The following is an 18882-nucleotide window of genomic DNA, read 5'->3' on the forward strand; positions in this document are numbered from 1 at the left end:
TCCTTACGTTCGTAGGGTCAGAGTCGAGTAACGAACCAGCACCTGGGCCACCATCTCGCCCATGCGCGCGCGGCACTGCTCGTCGGCCGCCGTCTCCTGGGGCCCGAAGGCCTGCGGATCGGTGACGATCACGCCCAGCGGCGTCGGCCAGGCCCGCAGCGCGTGGGCGACCGTCCGCAGGGTGGTCAGGGTGGAGACCGCGCCCTGGACGCCGGCACCGACCGCGACGCAGCCCACCGCGCGGCCGTCCAGGAACGGGCGCGGCCCGGCGAGGTCGTTCACGTAGTCGAGGGCGTTCTTCAGCAGCCCCGAGACCGTCCCGTGGTAGGCCGGCGACACCAGCACGACGCCTTCGGCGCCTGCCAGGGCCTCGAGGAAGTCCGCGATCGCCGGCTCCGAACCGGACAGTCCGGGCCGGTAGAACGGGAACTGGAGCGCGGCACCCGGGAAGCAGCGGGTGGCCGCCCCGAAGACCTCGCCCTGCCGGGCACACCACTGCGCCACCCGGTCGCAGGTCGAGCCGGCCCGCAGGGAGCCGCTGAGCACGACGATCGACGGCTCGCTCATCCGCAAACACCGCCGCCGGTCAGCGCCCGCTGCGGGCGCCATCCCATGACGGCCCGCGCGGAGGCGTCCTTGGCGCCGCGCCGCCGCATCAGCCGGTCGCGCAACCGGGCCCGCAGCCGGCCCGCGCCCTGGTCCATGGCTCCCTGGCGCCGCGACTGCAGCACGACCGGCGCCGTCCGGGCGACTCTCGCACTTTGGTACGCCCGCAGCCCGGCACCGACCTCACCGGCCTCGCCCAGCGCCGTGGCGAGCACGACGGCATCCTCCAGGGCCATGTTGGCGCCCTGCCCCAGCGCCGGCACCATCGGATGCGCCGCGTCGCCCAGCAGCACGACCCGTCCGTCGGCCCAGCGGCGCAGCGGCGCCCGGTCGTGGATGTCGCTGACCGCGAGCTCCTCCGGGCTGGACGCCGCGATCATGCGCGCCACCGGCGGATCCCAGTCCGCGACGAGGTCGAGGAGCGCCTCGTGGGCCCGGGCCGCCCCCATCCGCGGCCACACGCCGGGCGGCGCCGTGATCTTCGCCGTCCAGTAGCGCAGCCCGGGCGCGACCGGCGAGACGAAGAGCTGCAGTCCCCGGCCGTTGGCGACGAACGTGGCGGGCTCACCGGCCAGCGGCGACCGCCCGCGTACGGAGCTGTAGCCGCGGTACTGCGGCGGGCTCTGCCCCACCATGCGGGCGCGGACCACCGACCTCAGCCCGTCCGCGCCCACCACCAGGTCGGCACCCAGCTCCCGGTCGTCCGCCGTAGCCACCCACGCGCGTTCCTCAGTGGTCCGGTACGAGCGCACGACGGCACCGTGGCGAATGCGCACCCCGGCCCGGCGCGCCTCCTCCGCCAGCTCGAGCTGCAGGACGCTGCGCAGCACCGCCACCATGGGCAGCCCGAACTCGTGCACCACCGCACCGATCGGTTCCCGGGCGAGGATCCGGCCGGCCGAGTCCAGCAGCAGCCGGACCTCCCCGGCGCCCACGACGTGTCCCACCCGGCGGATCCGGGCGCCCAGCGCGGGGCTGATCGCGTCGAGGGCCGCCACGCCGTTCGGGTACAGCATCAGGCCCGCACCGGCGCCGGCCGGTTCGGTCGCACGCTCGGCCACGGTCACCTCCCAGCCGCACCGCCGCAGGGCGAGCGCGCAGGCGAGTCCGCCGATCCCCCCGCCCACGACCACGGTCTCCCCCGTCACCGTCACCGCAACCACTTCCCCTCCGGGCGCCCGAACGCACCCGTCGTGCCGTCCCAGATGGTGTTCCCGCGGCGGATGGTGCGCCGGACCCGGCCGGTCATCGTCCAGCCCTCGTACGCCGACCAGCCGCACTTGGCCCGTACGTCCGCGGACGAGAACATCCAGGTCTCGCCGGGCGCGAAGAACACGAGGTCGGCGTCGGCGCCGGCGGCCAGCCGTCCCTTCCCGCGCAGGCCGAAGAGCTCGGCGGGGCCGGAGGAGAGCAGCCGCACGAGCCGGGCGACGGCCACGTCGGGGTCTTCCAGCGGGCGGCGCCGGCGCATGCCGGTCCACACCGCCACGGCGAGTTCCTGCACACCGGGCAGCCCGGGCGGGGACTCCTGAACCGTCCGCGTCTTCTCGTCCCGGGTGTGCGGCGCGTGGTCGCTGCCGATGGTGGCGGCGTGGCCCGCGCGTACGGCCTCCCACAGCCGGTCCTGATCGGTGCGGCCGCGGATCGCCGGCGACAGGCGGGTCCGGGCACCGAGCCGGTGGGTGTCGGCGTCGGTGAAGGACAGGTGGTGGCCGGTGACCTCGAAGGTCAGCGGCAACCCGGCGGCGGCTGCCGCGGTGACCAGGTCCGCCTCCTCGGCGCTCGACAGGTGCAGGATGTGCGCCCGGGTGCCGTGCCGGCGGACCAGCTCGATGACCCGGGCCACGGCGGCGATCCCGCCGCTGCGGGGCCGGTGCCGTTCGTAGGCGTGGTATCCGGACGGCTCGCCCCACCACCGGTCGAGCAGCGCGAACAGGCCGCCGTCCTCGGCGTGCAGCACGAGGCGGACGTCGCGTCCGGCCGCCGCCACGAACGCCTTCTCCAGCTGGACCGGATCGCTGAGCACCGTCGGTGCGGTGTGGTGGCCGGCCATGAAGATCTTCGCGCTGGTGGCGACCCGCGGGTCCAGGTCGGCGAGCCGCTCCGGATGCTGCGGGTCGACGCCGATGTGAAAGGCGTAGTCGACGAGCGAGGTGCCCGCGACGAGGGCGGCCTTCGCGTGCACCGCCGCTTCGTCGAGCGTGGGCGGCACGGTGTTGGGCATGTCCAGCACGGTGGTGACCCCGCCCGCGGCGGCGGCACGGCTGCCGTGCGCCCAGTCCTCCTTGTGCGTCAGTCCCGGCGTACGGAAGTGGACGTGCGAGTCGATGAGGCCCGGCAGGACGTAGTCGTCGCCGGCGTCCAGGACGGACACACCCGGTTCCGGCGACGGCGGGTCACCCGTGACCGCGACGATCCGGCCGTCGCGGATGAGGACGTGGCCGGGGCGTACCCCCTCGGGCGTGACGATGCGGCGGCCGGTGACCACCGTGCCGGGAGCGGTCACCGGGCCCACCCCGCCGCCACGATGTCCCGGCAGAGCTCGTTGGTCGGCCCCATGAGCGCCACCGCGCGGGCGTCGAGGACCAGGCGATTGATGTCCGAGGCGGTGGTGTAGCCGGCCGAGCCGAGCAGGTGGGCGAGCTCCAGGCAGACCTGCTCGGCCGTGGTGGACGCGAACATCTTGCTGTGCAGGGTGGTCAGGCCCGGGTCGGGCGAGCTGCGCGCCCCGCTGCGTTCGATCATCGCCTCGACCGCCTCCACCCGGGTGGCCGTGTCGGTCAGGCGGTGCCGCACCGGCAGGGCGGCGACCGTTCCCCGCCGCACGACGTGCTCGAGGGCCAGGTCGAGGGCGGCGCGGGCGATACCCGCCGCCACCGCGCCGAGCGTCGCGCCGTACTCGCGGACCGCGGCGATGATGTCGGCGGCGCGTCCCTCCGGGCCGAGCCGGTCCTCGTCCGCGACGACGCAGCCGTCCAGGGAGACGAAGCCGGTGGCCGAGCCGCGCATGCCGACGAGGTCGAGGCTCAGGTCGGCGCTCAGGCCCGGGCAGTCCCCCGGCACGAGGAAGAACGACTGACCCGGCGAGCCGTACAGACTCGGGTCGCCGTGCGCGGCGTCGTCCGTACGCACGAGGACCAGGTACAGATCGGCGATCGAGGCGGCCGTGGTGAACGACTTCGCGCCGGTCAGCGTCCACCGGCCGTCGCGGCGGCGCTCGCCGGTGCTGGTGATGTGGTGTTTCGCCGCGCCCGCCCCGGGTTCGCTCCAGGCGGAGGCGGCGAGGCGGGACCCGTCGGCCAGGGCCGGCAGGAGTTCGCGCCGCTGCCGGGGGCTGCCCCACTCGGCGATGCGGGCGCTGACCGCGAAGTGCTGGAAGGCGACGATGGCCAGCGACGGGTTCACCATGGCGAGGCGGCGGACCACCTCGTTGACCTCCGGGGCGCCCCCGCCCGTGCCGCCGTACCGGGCCGGAACGGCGGTGCCGAGCAGCCCGGAACCGCGCAGCGCGGCGAGAGCCTCTGGATCGGGAACCCCGGTGCGGTGCGTACGGGCGGCCGAGGCGCACAGCTCCGCCGCCAGTTCCGGTGGCAGACCCGGGCTCACGCCGGTGTCGCCGACAATGCCAAGCATCGCGAGATCTCCTCGAAGTGCAGCCGGGCCAACGGCTCCAGCAGGAACGAACCTTGGAAGTCGACGTGCTTGCCCGCGACCGAGGCCCAGATCAGCGCGGGCCGGCCCGACACCTCCCCGGTGGCCGCGGTGACGCACGTCCGGCCGCCCGCGGTGACGATCTCGGTGGCGCCGGCCAGCACCCCGGCCTCCTCGGCCACCGCCGCGGTGACACTGCCCGGGATCCGCAGGGCGGAGGCGAGGCAGACGGCCCCGGTCAGCGCGATCGTCGGATGCCAGCTCGGCACCGAGATCGCCCGGGCGGCCACCTGCCCCCCGCCGATCGGCAGGATGGCCGCGACCTTCGGGAAGGCGCCCTCGCGGGGCCACCCGAGCCGGTCGGCGGCGGCCAGCCGGATCCGCACCATGCGGGCGAACAGCGCCTCGTCGGCCGCGAAGAGCTGGTCGGCGACGGCGATGCCGAGGTGCCGCGCGTCGACGAAGACGTACGGGTTGCCCGACGACACCAGGGACACCTCGTGGCGCTCCCCGTCGCTGATCAGCGTCGTCCGCGGCGTACCGGTGACGAGCAGGTCCGTCAGCGGCACCGGCCGGCGCCGCACGAAGTGGACGGTGAACCCGATGGTGTCCCGGGCGACCCGGTCCACCTCGCACACGACCTGGTCGTCGTTGTTGAGCACGTGGACCCGGACCCGGGCGCCGGGCACGAGCCGCGGCACCATGCTCATCCGCTCCGCGGCGGCGACCGCCGACAGGATCGAGTGGCCGCAGGAGCCCCGCAGGTCGAACCGGCCGACCGCGCCGGGAAGGGCCTGCACGAAGCGGTACTCCAGGTCGAACATGGGGTGCGGCGACGGTTGCACGAGTGCGATTTTCAGTACGTGCGAGCCGCCGGCCGCGACCAGGTAGCGACGGGCCTCGGTGAGGTACTCCAGCAGCCCGTCCTGGTCCTCCGGCAGCCGGCCGCCGTCGACGACGAAGGTCGGGCACGGGCTGCCGGCGGCGAAGGCGAGGTGGCCGATCATGCGGTCACCACCGCGGTGTCGCCGATCCGGCGCCGGCCCCACTGGAACTGCTCGAGCCACACCTCGTGCACCAGCAGGGCCCAGATGGTCAGTGCCGCCGTGTCGTCGGGTCGCTGCGCCTGGGCGGCGAACAGGTCGTTCACCGCGGTGGGGTCGAGCCGGCCGCCGGCCACCAGGCGGCAGGTCGCGAGCATGTCGCGGGCGTAGTCCCACAGTGGCCAGCCCGGCCTGAGCATCGCGGTGATGGGGAGCGTGAACGGTTGCTTGGGCCGGTCGAGCACGGACCGGGGCAGCAGTCCCTCCGCCGCGGCGTACAGGACGCGTTTGCCCGTGCGCAGCGGCTCGGTCAGCCGCCGGGCGAGCTGCCGTACGCCCGGCTGGCAGAACGGCAGCCGCACCTCCACGGAGTGCGCCATGCTGAGGTGATCCACCCGTCGCAGGTGGTACGCGGGCAGCCGGTAGCGCTGCTCGAAGGCCATGATGCGGTCGAGCACGCCGCCCCGGCCGCCGCGCAGGACGTCCAGCGCCTCCCGCGGTACGCCCGGATCCTTGCGCACCTGTTCCCGATAGCCGGCGGTGTACAAGGCGTGGCGGCGATCGGCCGGGATGACCGCCAACGCGTCCAGATAACCGGTGTACCAGTCGGTGCCGGCCTCGGCGGCGCGCACAGCCGCCCGCATCCGGGCGTACCCTCCGAACATCTCGTCGGCCGCGTCGCCGGTCAGCGCCACCTTGAACCCGGCGTCGCGGACGGCGGCGAACAGCCCGTACGTGCTGAGGGTGATCGGGTCTGCGTTGGGCTGGCCGAGATGCCAGACCACGTCCTCGATCAGCGCCGGGAAGGTGAGCGGGTCCAGCTCGACCTGGTGGTGGGCGGATCGCGCTGCACGGGCCACCTCCTCGGCGTAGTGCCGCTCGTCGGAGGGCCACGTACCCCGGTAGGCGATGTTGAACGAGGAGACCGGCCGGTGCTGCGCCGCGAGCGCCGTCACCAGGCTGGAGTCCAGGCCCCCGGAGGTGACGACGGCAACCGGGACGTCGGCGACGAGCAGCCGGCCCACCTCGGTGGCGAGCCGCCGGCGCACGAGGTCCGCCGCGACGCCGAGGTCGGCGAGCGGCTCGCCGTCATCCGTGCCGCGTAGCCGCACCTGCGGGGTCCCGCCCAGCTCGCAGACGAGCGTCGCCGCCGGCGGGAGCACCCTGATCTCGTCGAACATGGTCTGGTCGCCGAACGGGGTCTTGGTCGCGAGGTACGCCTCCAGGCCGCCCTCCCACAGCCCGGTGCTCACGGCCTGGAACCCGAGCAGGGCGGGGATCTCGGACGAGAAGTACAGCGACCGGCGGACCGGATCCCAGCGGTAGTAGAGCGGCTTCATCCCGGCGTCGTCCGTAGCCAGTACCAGCGTCGGGGTCTCGCGCTGGTCGAGCACGGCGACCGCGTACATGCCGTCGAGCTCGTCGGTGAAGCCCGGCCCGTACGTGTCGAACAGCGCCGGGATGATGCCGCCGTCGCACCGGTCGGCGAAGGCGTAGCCCCGTCTTCGCAACCGTTCCCGCAGCTCGTAGTGGTTGTAGACCTCCCCGTTGAACACGACCGTGATCCGGCCGTCGAGGTCGTACGGCTGCTCACCGCCGTCGAGGTCCACGATCGCCAGCCGGTTGTTGCCCACCGCCCAGCCCGGCGCCCGGGCCGTACCCGCGCTGTCGGGACCGCCGTGTCGTTGCAGGGCCGCGACCGCCTTGATCTCGTGGAACGACGGGCTCGCGTTGAAATAGCCGTAGATGCGGCACATAGCTCTCCTACTCGGCCGCCAGGGACAGATACCGCTCGCCGGTGTCGGGGAAGATGGTGGCGATGGTCGCCGCGGACCAGCGCGGCTGCCGGGCGACGACCCGGCAGGCGTGGGCGGCCGCGCCGGAGGACACGCCGACGAGAAGCCCGTTGCTGCGGGCCAGTTCCCGCCTCGCGTCCAGCGCCGCCTCGTCCGGCACCGCAACGACCTCGTCGATCAGCGACAGGTCGGTGATGGCCGAGACGTAGCCCGCGCCGATGCCCGGGATGCCGTGCGGCCCCGCCTCGCCGCCCGACAGCACCGCCGAACCGGCCGGCTCGACGGCGACCACGTGCACGTCCCGGCGTTCCTTGAGGTAGCGCGCGACACCGGTCAGCGTTCCGCCGGTGCCGACGCCGCAGACGAACACGTCGATGCCGCCGCCGCACGCCTGCCAGAGCTCGGGTCCGGTCGTCTCGTAGTGCGCCCGGACGTTGGCCGGGTTCTCGTCCTGGTGGGCCAGCCACGAGCCGGGCATCGAGCGGTGCAGCTCCTCGGCGCGCCGCCAGGCCGCCGGCAGCCCCTCCTCGTGCGGCACCAGCACGATCTCCGCGCCGAGTTCCCGGAGGATCTGCCGGCGCTCGCTGGTGGCGTTGTCCGGCATGAGGATGATGCACCGCAGGTCCCGCCGGGCGCAGAAGGCGGCGAGGGAGATGCCGGTGCTCCCGGAGGAACACTCGATGACCGTCGTGTCCGGCCCGAGGCGCCCGGCGTCCTCCGCCGCCCGGATCATGGCGGCGACGGCGCGGTCCTTGACGTTGAGCAGCGGGTTGAAGGTCTCGAGCTTGGCCACCAGCCGTACGCGCGCCGGCAGTCCCGCCAGCCGTACGCGCAGCGCCGGTGTGCCGCCGGCGAGGTCCTCCAACGACTCGGCCGGCGGCCGGGTGCCCGTGGGCACTGCAGGGATGCCGCGCGCGGCGCGCAGATGGTTCGCGGCGACTTGCTCGAGGTGAGTGATGTCGCTCGAGACCGTGGCGAACGTGAAGCCTTCCGCAAGGCGCTGCGCCGCGGTGTCCCCGTCGGGGCAATGCATGCCGCAGGCGATCCCGGCCAGTTCCGCCGCGGTCGTGATCTCCTTCAGGGCCTGGGCCAGTGCATCGGCGGCCTCGGGGTCACCGAAGTAGGCGCCGCCCAGCGCCACGGTGAGGTCCGCGGGGCCGACGTACACGGCGTCGAGTCCCGGCGTCGCACAGATGGCAGCCAGGTTGGCCAGCGCGGCCGCCGTCTCGATCATGACGATGCAGGCGACGCCCTCGTCGATCTCCGCGGGCACAGAGCCCAGCCGCAGCTCGGCCCGGACCGGCCCGCCGAGGCTGCGTGTGCCGCGCGGCCAGTGCCGGCACGCGCGGACGGCGAGCTCGGCCTGCTCGGCCGTCTCCACCATCGGCACGATGACCGCGCGGGCGCCGGCGTCCAGCGCCACCCCGATGGTGGCCGGGTCGCCGGTCGCCACCCGGATGACGCCGGCCGAGCGGCGCATGGCGTCGACGGCGAGCATCGCGCTGCGCCAGCCGGCGGAGTCCGTCACGCCGTGCTGGCCGTCCACGCCGATGTAGTCGTAGCCGACCCCCGCGACGCGCTCGGTGCCCAGCGGGTTGTCGCAGGCGATCCAGTACCCGACGAGCCGGTCGCGTGCGCGGAGCCGGGCCACGAAACCGTCGGGCCCGTTCACAGCTCCTCCTGCACCGGGTAGCTGCTCTTGCCGTCGAGGCCGACCGGGACGTCGCCGGTGATGGAGACCCGGTTCAGCACGCGCTTGTGGTCGTCGTAGTCGTCGACGGCGTAGTGCTGCGTGTTGCGGTTGTCGAAGATGAGTACGTCGCCCGGCTGCCACGTCCAGCGAACGACGTGGTCGGGGCGGCGGACGTACGACTGGAGCACGTCGAGGATCGGCCGCGACTCGCGCACCGTCATGCCCACCAGTCGCTGCGCGAAGCCGCCGAGGAACAGGCAGGGCTCGCCGGACTCGGGATGCACGCGGACCACGGGATGCGCCGTCTCGAACCTCGCGGCGAGGAAGGCCTTGCGGACCTCGTCGCCGCGTTCGGTGCCGAGACGCGGCTGCTCGGCGTGGTTGGTGTGCACCGCCCAGAGCCGGTCGGCGATCTCGCGCAGCTCCGCGGGCAGCGCCTTGTACCCGGCCTCCGCGTTGGCGACGAGGGTGTTGCCCCCGTACGGCGGGAGCACGACACTGCGCAACGTGGTGCCGAGCGACGGCGTCGTCGTGAAGCTGATGTCGGTGTGCCAGTGGTTGGCCCGCTGGTCCTCGCCGTCGACCGGGATCACCTGCGGGTTGTCCTCGGCCGTACGCATCATCGGGTGCTTCTGCGTCAGGGGGCCGAAGCGGCCGGCGAAGGCCAGCTGGTGGGCGTCGGTGATGTCCTGGTCGCGGAAGACGAGCACTTTGTACGCGAGCAGAGCCGCCTTCACCTGCGCGAAGACGTCGTCGGTCAGCTCGGTGGCGAGGTCGGCGCCGGTGATGACGGCGCCGATGCGGCCGCCCACGCGGCGGATGTCGAGATCGGACATGCCTTTGCCTTCCTGTGGCGGATGTGCCACGACGCTAAGCACGCCGGATAGAGCTGCGGTCGAGGCTTGCTCAGACCGCGTGCCCGCTCTCCGGAAAAGGAGTAGCGGGCACGCGGCGGGGTGCCTGGATCAGGTCACTGCCTGCCGGCGTCTGGACGACGCGAAGCGCCGCAGCACCGGCCGTTCCACGAACCGGTACAGCAGGAGCCCGATGAGGATGTTGAGGACGAGCATGCCCAGCACCACCAGGACGCCCGACCAGACCGGGAACCGCACCTGCGGGCCGATGAGCTCGCGGCCGATCGCGAGCAGCGGCCACTGCGTCAGGTACGCGGCATAGGTGGCGTCGCCGAGCACGACCATGGGCCTCTTGTTGAGCCACCGGGACCGGCCCTCGATGTCCCGCATCGCCACGACGGGCACGAAGAAGCACACCGCGATCGCCATGAACCCGCTGCTCTTGTAGATGGGCGGGAGCAGGTACGTGACACCCCACAGCAGGAGGGTGAACAGAACCACCCAGCGGGCCTTCACCCGCGGCCACGAGCCGGTCTGGACCATGCGCGCCAGGATCACACCGAGCAGGAACTCCGGCAGGCGCGAGACCGGGAAGAAGAAGGCGAGGTACGCCTCGTTGAACGACAGCGGCGCCCACATCGGCCACACCGGGGAGTTGATCGCGGCGTCGACGACCGCCGGCAGCACCGCGATGACCACCATGAGACCCACCAGCCAGCGCCACAGATGACGGGTGGGAATCCGCAGCACGGGGTGGATGAGCAGCGGCAGCGAGATGTAGAAGACGATGTCGGCGGAGACCGACCAGTTGATGCCGTAGACGCTGAAGACGTACGACGGGTCGGGGATCCACGCCTGTACCAGGAACAGGTTCGCCAGCGCCGGCTTCAGCGCCGTCGGGCCGATCAGCGTCATCGGGCCCACGATCGCGACCAGCAGCAGGGTGAAGGCCCAGATCGTCACGTGGCTGGGGAAGATCTTCGCGATGCGCTTGCGGGCGAAGTCGCGGATGGTGGAGGTCCACGGCTCCTGCCAGGTGAGCACGAACCCGCTCAGCACGAAGAACAGCGACAGCGTCGAAATGGCCGAAGGGACCTTGGTGCCGAGGCCGTTGACATCGGCATTCTCGAAGAATTGACCGGCACCCAGCGCGTGCGTGCAGAAGGCGAAGAAGAAAAGAATCACCCGGCCGCCGGTGAGGGACGGCAGGCGGGCCGGGTAGCGCCCCGCCGATCCGGGTCTTATCCCTGCGGGGTCGAGGGTTTCGGGCGTTGCGGACATGGCCGTTCCCCATTCAGTACGACGGCTTGACGAGCACGACGCCCCCAGGATTACCGACCCGGCCAGGCGCTGAGAAGAGGCTCGAACGGCCTTCGAGCGAACCGCGAGCCCGCCTCTAGGAATGGCTTCTCCAGCGATTCTCCGCCGATTTTTTAGGCCCGTCGCGGCGCATGCCCTACCATTGACGAACGTCAACGTCACGCCGTGGAGGGGAGCCGGACCGTGGCACACCGTCGAGGGCGCGGCCGGCTACGGCGCCTCGGCAGGTTCCTGCGGGTGCACCTCCCGGCCGCCCTCGCCCACGTCGCGCTCTGCATGGGACCGTACGCGGCGCCGGCTGTCGCCGAGACGCGGGGCGGCCGGCCGCTCACCGCCCGCGAGGCCGCCGCCTGGGCCGAGATCGTGGCGCGGTGGAACACCTCGGAACCGCAGGCGTAGGTGGCCCGTCGGTCAGGGGCGGTCGCTCGTGATGCCGAAGAAGTCCACGGCGGTGCGGTCCGCGCGGTCCATGTCGTCGAACGCCTGCACCAGCCGGCGCTCCTCCCACTGGAAGTGGGACTCCATGATGGCGCTGAGGCCGTCGAGCTCCCGGCGTACCTTCTCGGCGTCCTCCACCCGGAAGTCCGTCAGGAGCTCCTGGGTCCGGCGCAGGATGTCGGCGATGAGGACGTGGTCGCGCTCCAGCTCGGTCAGCACGTCCCCCAGCTCGGGGAACTGCTCGCGCAGGGCGGGGAAGGCCGTACGGTCCTCGCTGGTGTGATGCGTCGTCAGCGCGTCGCAGAAGGCCGCGCACCGCAGCCGCAGATCGTCCAGCCGGAACCGGACGTCATCGGGCGCCGTCTCCAGCTGCCGCCGGACCCGGGAGAGCTCGGACCGTAGGGACTGGTGCACCGCCACGAGCTCGCGGCCGAGTGCCCTGGCCCGGTCGCTGGGCCGGCCCGCCTTCGAAGACCTGGTCATGAACCCGCTTCCGTCGGGGCGGAAGCGTCCGGGCGGGAGTCTGGCGTCCCCACCGGCCCCCGCCGATCGCCATGTCCGGTTTAGCAGACGCGACCAAGGCGTACAACTCAGGGCGAAAATGGCGTCCGGCTCGGGGTCGCCTCAGGGGCGTGTCGGGGTAGGGCCCCATGGTGCGGGCGGATCTCGGCGACAAGGCTGATCGTGTGATCGCCGAACTGATGAGCTCCGAACTAGCTAGCTCCGCCTCCACCTTTGTCGCGTGGCTGGCCACGCTGGACGAGTGGCCGGTGCTGCTGTTCACGACATTGTCCAGCGCCATCGAGACCACGTTCCTGCTCGGCCTGTTCGTGCCGGGCGAGTCGGTGGTCATGCTCGCCGGTTCGCTGCCGCACGGTCCGGGCGGGTTCGCCCTCGCGGTCGCTGCGGGTACGGCGGGAGCGCTGGCGGGTCAGATCGCCGGATACGCCGTCGGCCGGGTCCTCGGGGCACGGCTGCGCGACACCCGGCTCGGCCGGCGGATCGGCCCGCAGCGGTGGGACCGTGCCGAGGCGTACCTGCGGGACAACGGCGCGGCGGCGCTGGTGGCGATCCGCTTCGTGGCGGTGATCCACGCGGTGGTGCCGATCGTCGCGGGCACCGCCCGGATGCCGTTCGGCCGGTTCGTCGGCTGGTCGGCGCTGGGCACCACCATCTGGGTGAGCGTCTTCGCCGCGGTCGGCGCGCTCACCGCCGGCGCCGACGACTCCGGCGGCACCGGCGTGGTGCTCACCGCCATCGGCGCGACCTGCCTGGGCGTGGTGCCGTTCGCAGGGCGCCTGGTGCGGCGCGTCGTACCCCGGGTGGCCGCGGCCGGCTCCTGAACCGCCGGTGGTCGGCGTAGCTTGTGGGGAGCAGGTCGTCCCTCCAGCCAGACCGCTGAGGAGTCCGGAGATGAACAAGCTCATCAACGACCCGGCCACCGTCGTCACCGACGCGCTGCGCGGCATCGCCGCCGCCCATCCCGAGCTGCGCGTCGACCACGAGAATCACATCGTCTGCCGCGGCGACGCACCGGTCCGCGGCAAGGTCGGGCTCGTCTCCGGCGGTGGGTCGGGCCACGAGCCGCTGCACGCCGGCTTCGTCGGCCCCGGCATGCTCGACGCCGCGTGCGCGGGCGAGATCTTCACCTCCCCGGTCCCGGATCAGATCCTGGCCGCCACCAAGGCCGTCGACGGCGGCGCCGGGGTGTTGCACATCGTCAAGAACTACACCGGCGACGTCATGAACTTCGAGATGGCGGCGGAGCTGGCTGAGGCCGACACCGGCGTCTCCGTCACCGCCGTGGTGACCGACGACGACGTGGCGGTGCAGGACAGCCTCTACACGGCCGGCCGCCGCGGCGTGGGCGTCACGGTCCTGCTCGAGAAGATCGCCGGCGCCGCCGCGGACCAGGGCCGGCCGCTGGCCGAGGTCGCCGAGGTCGCGCGCAGGGTCAACGCCGAGGGCCGCAGCATGGGCGTCGCCCTCACCTCCTGCACCGTGCCGGCGGCCGGCAAACCCACGTTCGATCTCCCCGACGGGCAGATGGAGCTGGGCATCGGCATCCACGGCGAGCCCGGGCGCCGCCGCGTGCCGACCGCGCCCGCCGCCGAGCTCGCCGAGATGCTCGTCAGCCCGATCCTCGCCGACCTCGACTTCACCGGCGGCTCCGGCGTCATCGCGTTCGTCAACGGGATGGGCGCCACCCCGCTCATCGAGCTCTACGTGATGTATCACGAGATCGCGACGATCCTCGGCAAGAACGGGGTCACGGTCGCCCGCTCCCTGGTCGGGCCGTACATCACCAGCCTCGACATGGCCGGGTGCTCCGTCACCCTCCTCAAGGCCGACGACGACATGCTGCGGTTGTGGGACGCCCCGGTGCGTACCCCGGCGCTGCGCTGGGGGGTGTGAGCCGCATGACCGGCACCGTGGACACCGCGGCGCTCGCCGCGTGGCTGCGCGAGTTCGCCCGCCTCGTCGCCGAGAACCGCGCGCGGCTCACGGAGCTCGACGCCGCCATCGGCGACGCCGACCACGGTGCCAACATGGACCGCGGCATGACGGCCGTGGTCGCGGCGTACGACGAGGCCCCGCCTGCGACACCGGCGGAGCTGCTCAAGCGCACCGGCTTGACCCTGGTGAGCAAGGTCGGCGGCGCCAGCGGCCCGCTGTACGGAACGGCGTTCCTGCGCATGGCCGCGGCGGCCGGCGACGCCGCCACCCTGGACGCCCCGGCCTTCGCCAAGGTGCTGCGCGCGGGCCTCGAGGGCGTACTGGCGCGCGGCAAGGCCGAGGCCGGCGACAAGACGATGGTGGATGCGCTCGCCCCGGCGGTCGACGCGCTCGACGCGGCCCTCGCCGCCGGCCAGCCGCTGCGGGAAGCCCTGAAGGCCACGGTCCGGGCCGCTGAGGAGGGCCGGGACGCCACCATCCCGCTGGTCGCCCGCAAGGGCCGGGCCAGCTACCTCGGCGAGCGCAGCGCCGGGCACCAGGACCCGGGTGCGACCTCGGCGACGCTGCTACTGACGGCCGCCGCCACGACGCTGCCCGGCGAGGCCTGAGGAGGATGGTCGGCCTGGTCGTCGTCAGCCACAGTCGCGCACTGGCCCGCGCCGCCGTGGCCCTGGCGGCCGAGATGGTCCCGGACCGGCCGGTGCCCCTGGAGGTGGCGGCCGGGCTGGACGACACGACCTTCGGCACGGACGCGGTCGCCATCACGGAGGCGATCACCGCCGCGGACCACGGCGACGGCGTCGTGGTCCTCATGGACCTGGGCAGCGCGGTGCTCTCCGCCGAACTGGCGCTCGACCTCCTGGCGGACGGCGTCCGCGACCGGGTCGTGCTGACCGCGGCCCCGCTGGTGGAAGGCCTGATCGCCGCCACGGTCGCCGCGGCGGGCGAGGCGACCCGGCAGGAGGTCGCGGACGAGGCCGCTGCGGCCCTGAGCGGCAAGCAATCCCACCTCGGCACTCCACCGCCCGGGCCGGAAAGCCCCGCACCATCCGGTCCTGGTCCATCCGCGACGGTGGCCGTGGTCAACCCGCACGGTCTGCATGCCCGCCCGGCGGCCCGGCTCGTGACCCGGGTCAGGTCGTTCGACGCGACGGTGGAGATCCGCAACGCCACCACGGGCTCCGCCTGGGTGCCGGCGGCGAGCCTCTCACGGGTCGCGACCCTCGGCGTCCTGCGGGGACACGAGATCGGCGTGCGCGCGTCGGGCCCGCAGGCCGCCGCCGCCGTCGACGCCGTCGTCGCGCTCGCCGCCCGGGCCTTCGACGAAGCGCACGCCGAGCCCGCCCCGCCCGCCACGGCCCCAGCCGCCGCCGGGCCCGCCGCGTCCGCCATCGGGCCGGCCCCGGTCGCCGCCATCCGAGGGCGGCCCGCGTCGCCGGGCATCGGCATCGGGCCCGCCCGGCATGCGAGCACGGCGGAACCCGCGATCCCCGACCTGCCGTCCCGAGGACCGGCCCCCGAGTGGCACCGGATCGAGGACGCGCTCACGTCGGTGCGACAGGACCTGCTCCGGATCCGCGCGGGCACCACCGATGGCCACGCGGGGATCTTCGACGCCCACCTGCTGCTGCTCGACGACACCGACCTGCTCGGCGACGTACGGTCACGCATCGATGGCGATTCTCCGGCGCCGCGGGCCTGGGCGGAGGCCACCGCCCGGATCGCCGCCGAGTTCGACGCCCTGCCGGACCCGTACCTTCAGGCCCGGGCAGCCGACGTGCGCTCGGTGGGCACGCAGGTCCTCCGCGCTCTGCTCGGCGTACCGGGCGCGGCGATGCCGGACGCGGGGGTGCTGATCGCGGCCGACCTGGCACCGGCGGACGCGGCGGCCCTGAACCCCTCGCTCGTCACCGGGATCCTGCTCGCCTCCGGCAGTCCCACCTCGCACGGTGCGATCCTCGCCCGTACCCGTGGCATCCCGGCGGTCGTCGCCGTGGGTCCCGCCCTGCTCGACGTTCCCGAAGGCACACCGGTCGCGCTGGACGGCGCCACCGGCGAGGTCGTGGTGGATCCATCCGAGCCGATGCTCGCGTCCCTGCGCGAACGGGCCGCCGCGCAGGCGTCCCGCCGCAGCCGAGCCCTGGCCCGGGCCGCCGAACCGGCGGTCACCCGGGACGGCGTACCCATCGAGGTAGGCGCCAATGTGGGCTCGGTCGCGGACGCCGCCACCGCAGCGGCGAGCGGGGCCGACCTGGCCGGCCTGATCCGCACCGAGTTCCTGTTCCTCGGCCGCGACATGGCACCCGACGCCGGCGAACAGGAAGCCGTCTACCGGCAGATCGCCGCCGCCCTGCCCGGCCGCCGCCTCACGATCCGCACGCTCGACGTCGGCGGCGACAAACCCCTGCGATACGCGCCGGCGGCGGCCGAGGACAACCCCTTTCTGGGCGTACGGGGCATCCGCCACTCCCTGGGCCACCCGGCATTGCTCGCGGCCCAACTCCTCGCCATCGTCCGGGTGGCTCACGACGTACCCGTCGACGTCATGTTTCCCATGGTGAGCACAGTGGACGAAGTAGTGGCGGCACGCGGGCTCCTCGACGAGGCGGTGGCGCAGTCCGGCCGGGGTGCCCCTCCCGGACTGCGGGTCGGCATCATGACGGAGGTGCCCGCGGCCGCCCTCAAAGCGGCGGCCCTCGCGCCCCACGTCGACTTCTTCAGCATCGGCACCAACGACCTGACGCAGTACGCCCTGGCAGCCGAACGGGGCAACCCGGCGCTCGCCACCCTGGCGGACGGCCTCGACCCGGGCGTCCTGCGGCTGATCGACGCGGTCTGCCGAGGCGCGGGCGACCGCGTGCCCGTCTCGGTCTGCGGGGAGCTGGCCGCCGACGAGGCCGCGGTGCCCCTCCTGCTCGGGCTCGGCGTGCGGGAGCTGAGCGTGGCACCGCCGCTGATCCCGGCGGTCAAGGAGGCCGTACGAGCCACGGACCGCGCGCGGGCCGCCGTCGTGGCCGCACGGGCGCTCGATCTCCCCGGCCCCGCGGCGGTCCGTTCCGGGTCAGGCTGAGGCCTCGACCCAGCCGCTCTCCCGGTGCTGGCACCGCAGCGCGCCGCGCCGCGGGTCGCCCGGCCGCAGGTCGCCGTTGTCGCCGATGTACAGCCGCTTCTCCGGGTTCGCCTCGATGAGGTCGCTGTGCCGCCAGTTCTCGATCCGGCCCATCCACTCGCTGTGGTTCAGCGCCTCGCTGAGCACCCGGATCCGCCGCCGGATGGTCGCCCCGTCGGCGTCCGGCAGCAGCGGGACCAGGGTTTCCGTGAGCTCGTCGACTCTGCGGTGGCACGCGAGCTCGGTGTCCCCGGACGCCCGGCACACGAACTGCACGAGGTCGCTCGCCGTACGGATGCCGACCGTCCGCAGCGCGGAGCGCAGCGCGGCGTTGGGGTGGCTGGGCGCCTCCTCGTCGTCCTGGACGCCGTTGAGGTACATCACCAGGATCGCCTGGTCCACCCAGTCCACCAGGCGGGCCGCCTGGATCCGGGTCTTGAAGAACAGGTCCAGCAGGTCGTGGTGGGCCAGGGCCTCGACGTTGGTGATGCCCTCCTCGGAGAGCCGGGTGCGCTCGTAGAGGTCGACCCCCTCGATCTCGGTGAGCGGCTGCTGCTGGTCGAGGTTGAGCAGGTTCGTCATCTTCGGCAGGACCTTCTCCCACAACAGGTGCAGCACCCGGTCGGGCACGAAGCCGGCGGCGAACGCGATCAGGAAGAGGGGCTGGGACTTGTCGCCGGCGTCGGAGACGGCCTCGATCAGCCAGGCCAGCACCACGACGACGAGGATCCGTACGGCGATCGTCGTGTACGTCTTGGGCCGCAGGTCCGCGCGCATGTAACCGGACCGGATCAGGTTGAGGGCGAAGAAGTACGCGCCCAGGAACGCGAACGTCACCATGGACTGGTCGGGGTCGAGCAGCCCGAGGAACGACAGGCTCTCCCCCGGGCCCAGCTGCACCCGGTCGCCGGCGCGCAGCATGATGAGCAGCCAGCCGAAGGCGAGGATCACCGTGGTGACGATGATCGGCGAGCGGCGCCCGCGGGTGAGCCGCCCGCGGCCGTCGTCGCCGCCGTACGCCTCCTCGAGCTGACGCTCGTACTTCGCCTTGACGTCGGCCATGGTGAAGACGGTCGGGTCGAGCCGGAACACGTTCTGGATCCAGCGGTGCCGCAGCGTCCCCAGCCGCTCGGCGTCGAACTGGAAGTACATCAGCGCCGGCATGAGCGTCGCCACCGAGATGAACGTGAGCTGCATGAGGCGGCCGACGATCACCAGCGGCTGGGCGAAGTCGACGGAGAAGCCGTCGGGCCAGAACGTGACCACGTCGTGCAGGTCGGTCGCGAGATAGAGGATCACCGCGGGTACGAGGATCCCGATGGCCACGACCATGACCATCGTGAAGTTGTACCAGGTCCAGCGGCGCACCTGCCGGCCCGCTGCCCGGCTGAGCGCCGCGTTGCGCTTACGTCCCCGGCGCGCCGGGGAGGTCAGCAGTGCGAGAAACCACAACCCGCAGCCGATCGCCAGGGCCGCCCCCAGGCGCAGCCACCACCACAGCGGCAGCGGCCACCAGGCGGCCAGCCAACCGGCCCCCATGATCATGCTGATCCGGACGGCCGCGGCGATCTGCGGGTCGGCCTCCGGCGTCTCCGGCTTGCGGCACACCGTGACCTGGTGGCGTTCCTCCAGCCGGGTCAGCTGCGGGAACGCCTCGCGCAGCGCCGGGCCGGCGTGCCAGACGCTCTCCTCGTGCGGGGCGAGGCTGAGGACCCGGCCGTCGTTCTCCAGCCAGATGGGGCGCGGCGTCTCGTTGCGGATCAGCCAGCACGGGGCGGGTCGCGGCCATCGGTTCTCGTCATGATCGGTACGGGGTGAGGTCCGCAGAATGCGGGACGGCATCATCGTCGGTGCGGCCACGGGAGTTCACTTCCTTCCTCGTACTGCTACGAGGCGGGTTCCCGGTGCCGAGATA

16 protein-coding genes are annotated in these 18882 nt (G+C 73.1%); 5 read left to right on the plus strand and 11 right to left on the minus strand.

All coding sequences use genetic code 11. The annotated features are described in order from the left end of the window. Positions 1-3: 3 nt before the first annotated feature. The 9 genes from AB0368_RS08335 to AB0368_RS08375 form a co-directional block, all read right to left on the minus strand. On the minus strand, positions 4-567 hold the full coding sequence (locus AB0368_RS08335; RefSeq protein ID WP_366153125.1) for an NADPH-dependent FMN reductase: 564 nt from the start codon (positions 565-567) through the stop codon (positions 4-6). Beyond that, complete coding sequence (locus AB0368_RS08340) at positions 564-1760, minus strand: FAD-dependent monooxygenase (RefSeq protein ID WP_366153126.1); 1197 nt, start codon at positions 1758-1760, stop codon at positions 564-566. The genes AB0368_RS08335 and AB0368_RS08340 overlap by 4 nt, the downstream gene beginning before the upstream one ends. Then, a complete protein-coding gene (locus AB0368_RS08345) occupies positions 1757-3112 on the minus strand; it encodes a dihydroorotase family protein (RefSeq protein WP_366153127.1) in 1356 nt (451 codons plus the stop codon). The genes AB0368_RS08340 and AB0368_RS08345 overlap by 4 nt, the downstream gene beginning before the upstream one ends. Further along, positions 3109-4239, minus strand: coding sequence for an acyl-CoA dehydrogenase family protein (locus AB0368_RS08350; RefSeq protein WP_366153128.1), 1131 nt, complete (start codon positions 4237-4239; stop codon positions 3109-3111). Before AB0368_RS08350 ends, AB0368_RS08345 begins: the two co-directional genes overlap by 4 nt. Further along, a complete protein-coding gene (locus AB0368_RS08355; RefSeq protein ID WP_366153129.1) occupies positions 4209-5264 on the minus strand; it encodes a PrpF domain-containing protein in 1056 nt (351 codons plus the stop codon). Before AB0368_RS08355 ends, AB0368_RS08350 begins: the two co-directional genes overlap by 31 nt. After that, on the minus strand, positions 5261-7057 hold the full coding sequence (gene asnB / locus AB0368_RS08360) for an asparagine synthase (glutamine-hydrolyzing) (RefSeq protein ID WP_366153130.1): 1797 nt from the start codon (positions 7055-7057) through the stop codon (positions 5261-5263). Before asnB ends, AB0368_RS08355 begins: the two co-directional genes overlap by 4 nt. A gap of 7 nt (positions 7058-7064) precedes the next feature. Next, a complete protein-coding gene (locus AB0368_RS08365; protein ID WP_366153131.1) occupies positions 7065-8768 on the minus strand; it encodes a pyridoxal-phosphate dependent enzyme in 1704 nt (567 codons plus the stop codon). Then, on the minus strand, positions 8765-9625 hold the full coding sequence (locus AB0368_RS08370) for a TauD/TfdA family dioxygenase (protein WP_366153132.1): 861 nt from the start codon (positions 9623-9625) through the stop codon (positions 8765-8767). Before AB0368_RS08370 ends, AB0368_RS08365 begins: the two co-directional genes overlap by 4 nt. 129 nt (positions 9626-9754) lie before the next feature. Then, complete coding sequence (locus AB0368_RS08375) at positions 9755-10924, minus strand: acyltransferase (RefSeq protein ID WP_366153133.1); 1170 nt, start codon at positions 10922-10924, stop codon at positions 9755-9757. A 222-nt stretch (positions 10925-11146) separates the two neighbouring features. Here AB0368_RS08375 and AB0368_RS08380 point away from each other — a divergent pair, with 222 nt between their 5' ends. Then, the gene (locus AB0368_RS08380; protein WP_366153134.1) at positions 11147-11362 is read left to right on the plus strand and encodes a hypothetical protein; all 216 of its coding nucleotides are present in this window, start codon (positions 11147-11149) and stop codon (positions 11360-11362) included. A 12-nt stretch (positions 11363-11374) separates the two neighbouring features. Here AB0368_RS08380 and AB0368_RS08385 read toward each other — a convergent pair whose 3' ends face one another. After that, a complete protein-coding gene (locus AB0368_RS08385; protein WP_366153135.1) occupies positions 11375-11884 on the minus strand; it encodes a hemerythrin domain-containing protein in 510 nt (169 codons plus the stop codon). A 167-nt stretch (positions 11885-12051) separates the two neighbouring features. On the opposite strand from AB0368_RS08385, the gene AB0368_RS08390 reads away from it, so the two are divergent. The 4 genes from AB0368_RS08390 to ptsP all read left to right on the plus strand — a co-directional run bounded on the left by AB0368_RS08390 (position 12052) and on the right by ptsP (position 16928). Then, complete coding sequence (locus AB0368_RS08390) at positions 12052-12744, plus strand: VTT domain-containing protein (protein WP_366153136.1); 693 nt, start codon at positions 12052-12054, stop codon at positions 12742-12744. 70 nt (positions 12745-12814) lie between these two features. Continuing rightward, positions 12815-13816, plus strand: a complete 1002-nt coding sequence (gene dhaK / locus AB0368_RS08395) for a dihydroxyacetone kinase subunit DhaK (protein WP_366153137.1) — start codon at positions 12815-12817, stop codon at positions 13814-13816. A 5-nt stretch (positions 13817-13821) separates the two neighbouring features. Beyond that, entirely contained in the window at positions 13822-14466 is a 645-nt protein-coding gene (gene dhaL / locus AB0368_RS08400) for a dihydroxyacetone kinase subunit DhaL (RefSeq protein WP_366153138.1), read from the plus strand. A 5-nt stretch (positions 14467-14471) separates the two neighbouring features. After that, positions 14472-16928: a phosphoenolpyruvate--protein phosphotransferase gene (gene ptsP, locus AB0368_RS08405; protein ID WP_366153139.1), complete on the plus strand. Its 2457-nt coding sequence runs from the start codon at positions 14472-14474 to the stop codon at positions 16926-16928. On the opposite strand, the gene AB0368_RS08410 is transcribed toward ptsP, so the two are convergent. After that, positions 16920-18827, minus strand: a complete 1908-nt coding sequence (locus AB0368_RS08410; RefSeq protein WP_366153140.1) for a hypothetical protein — start codon at positions 18825-18827, stop codon at positions 16920-16922. The two genes, ptsP and AB0368_RS08410, sit on opposite strands and share 9 nt — an antisense overlap. Positions 18828-18882 lie beyond the last annotated feature (55 nt).

It is taken from the genome of Actinoplanes sp. NPDC051475, assembly GCF_040689425.1.
Lineage (GTDB): Bacteria > Actinomycetota > Actinomycetes > Mycobacteriales > Micromonosporaceae > Actinoplanes.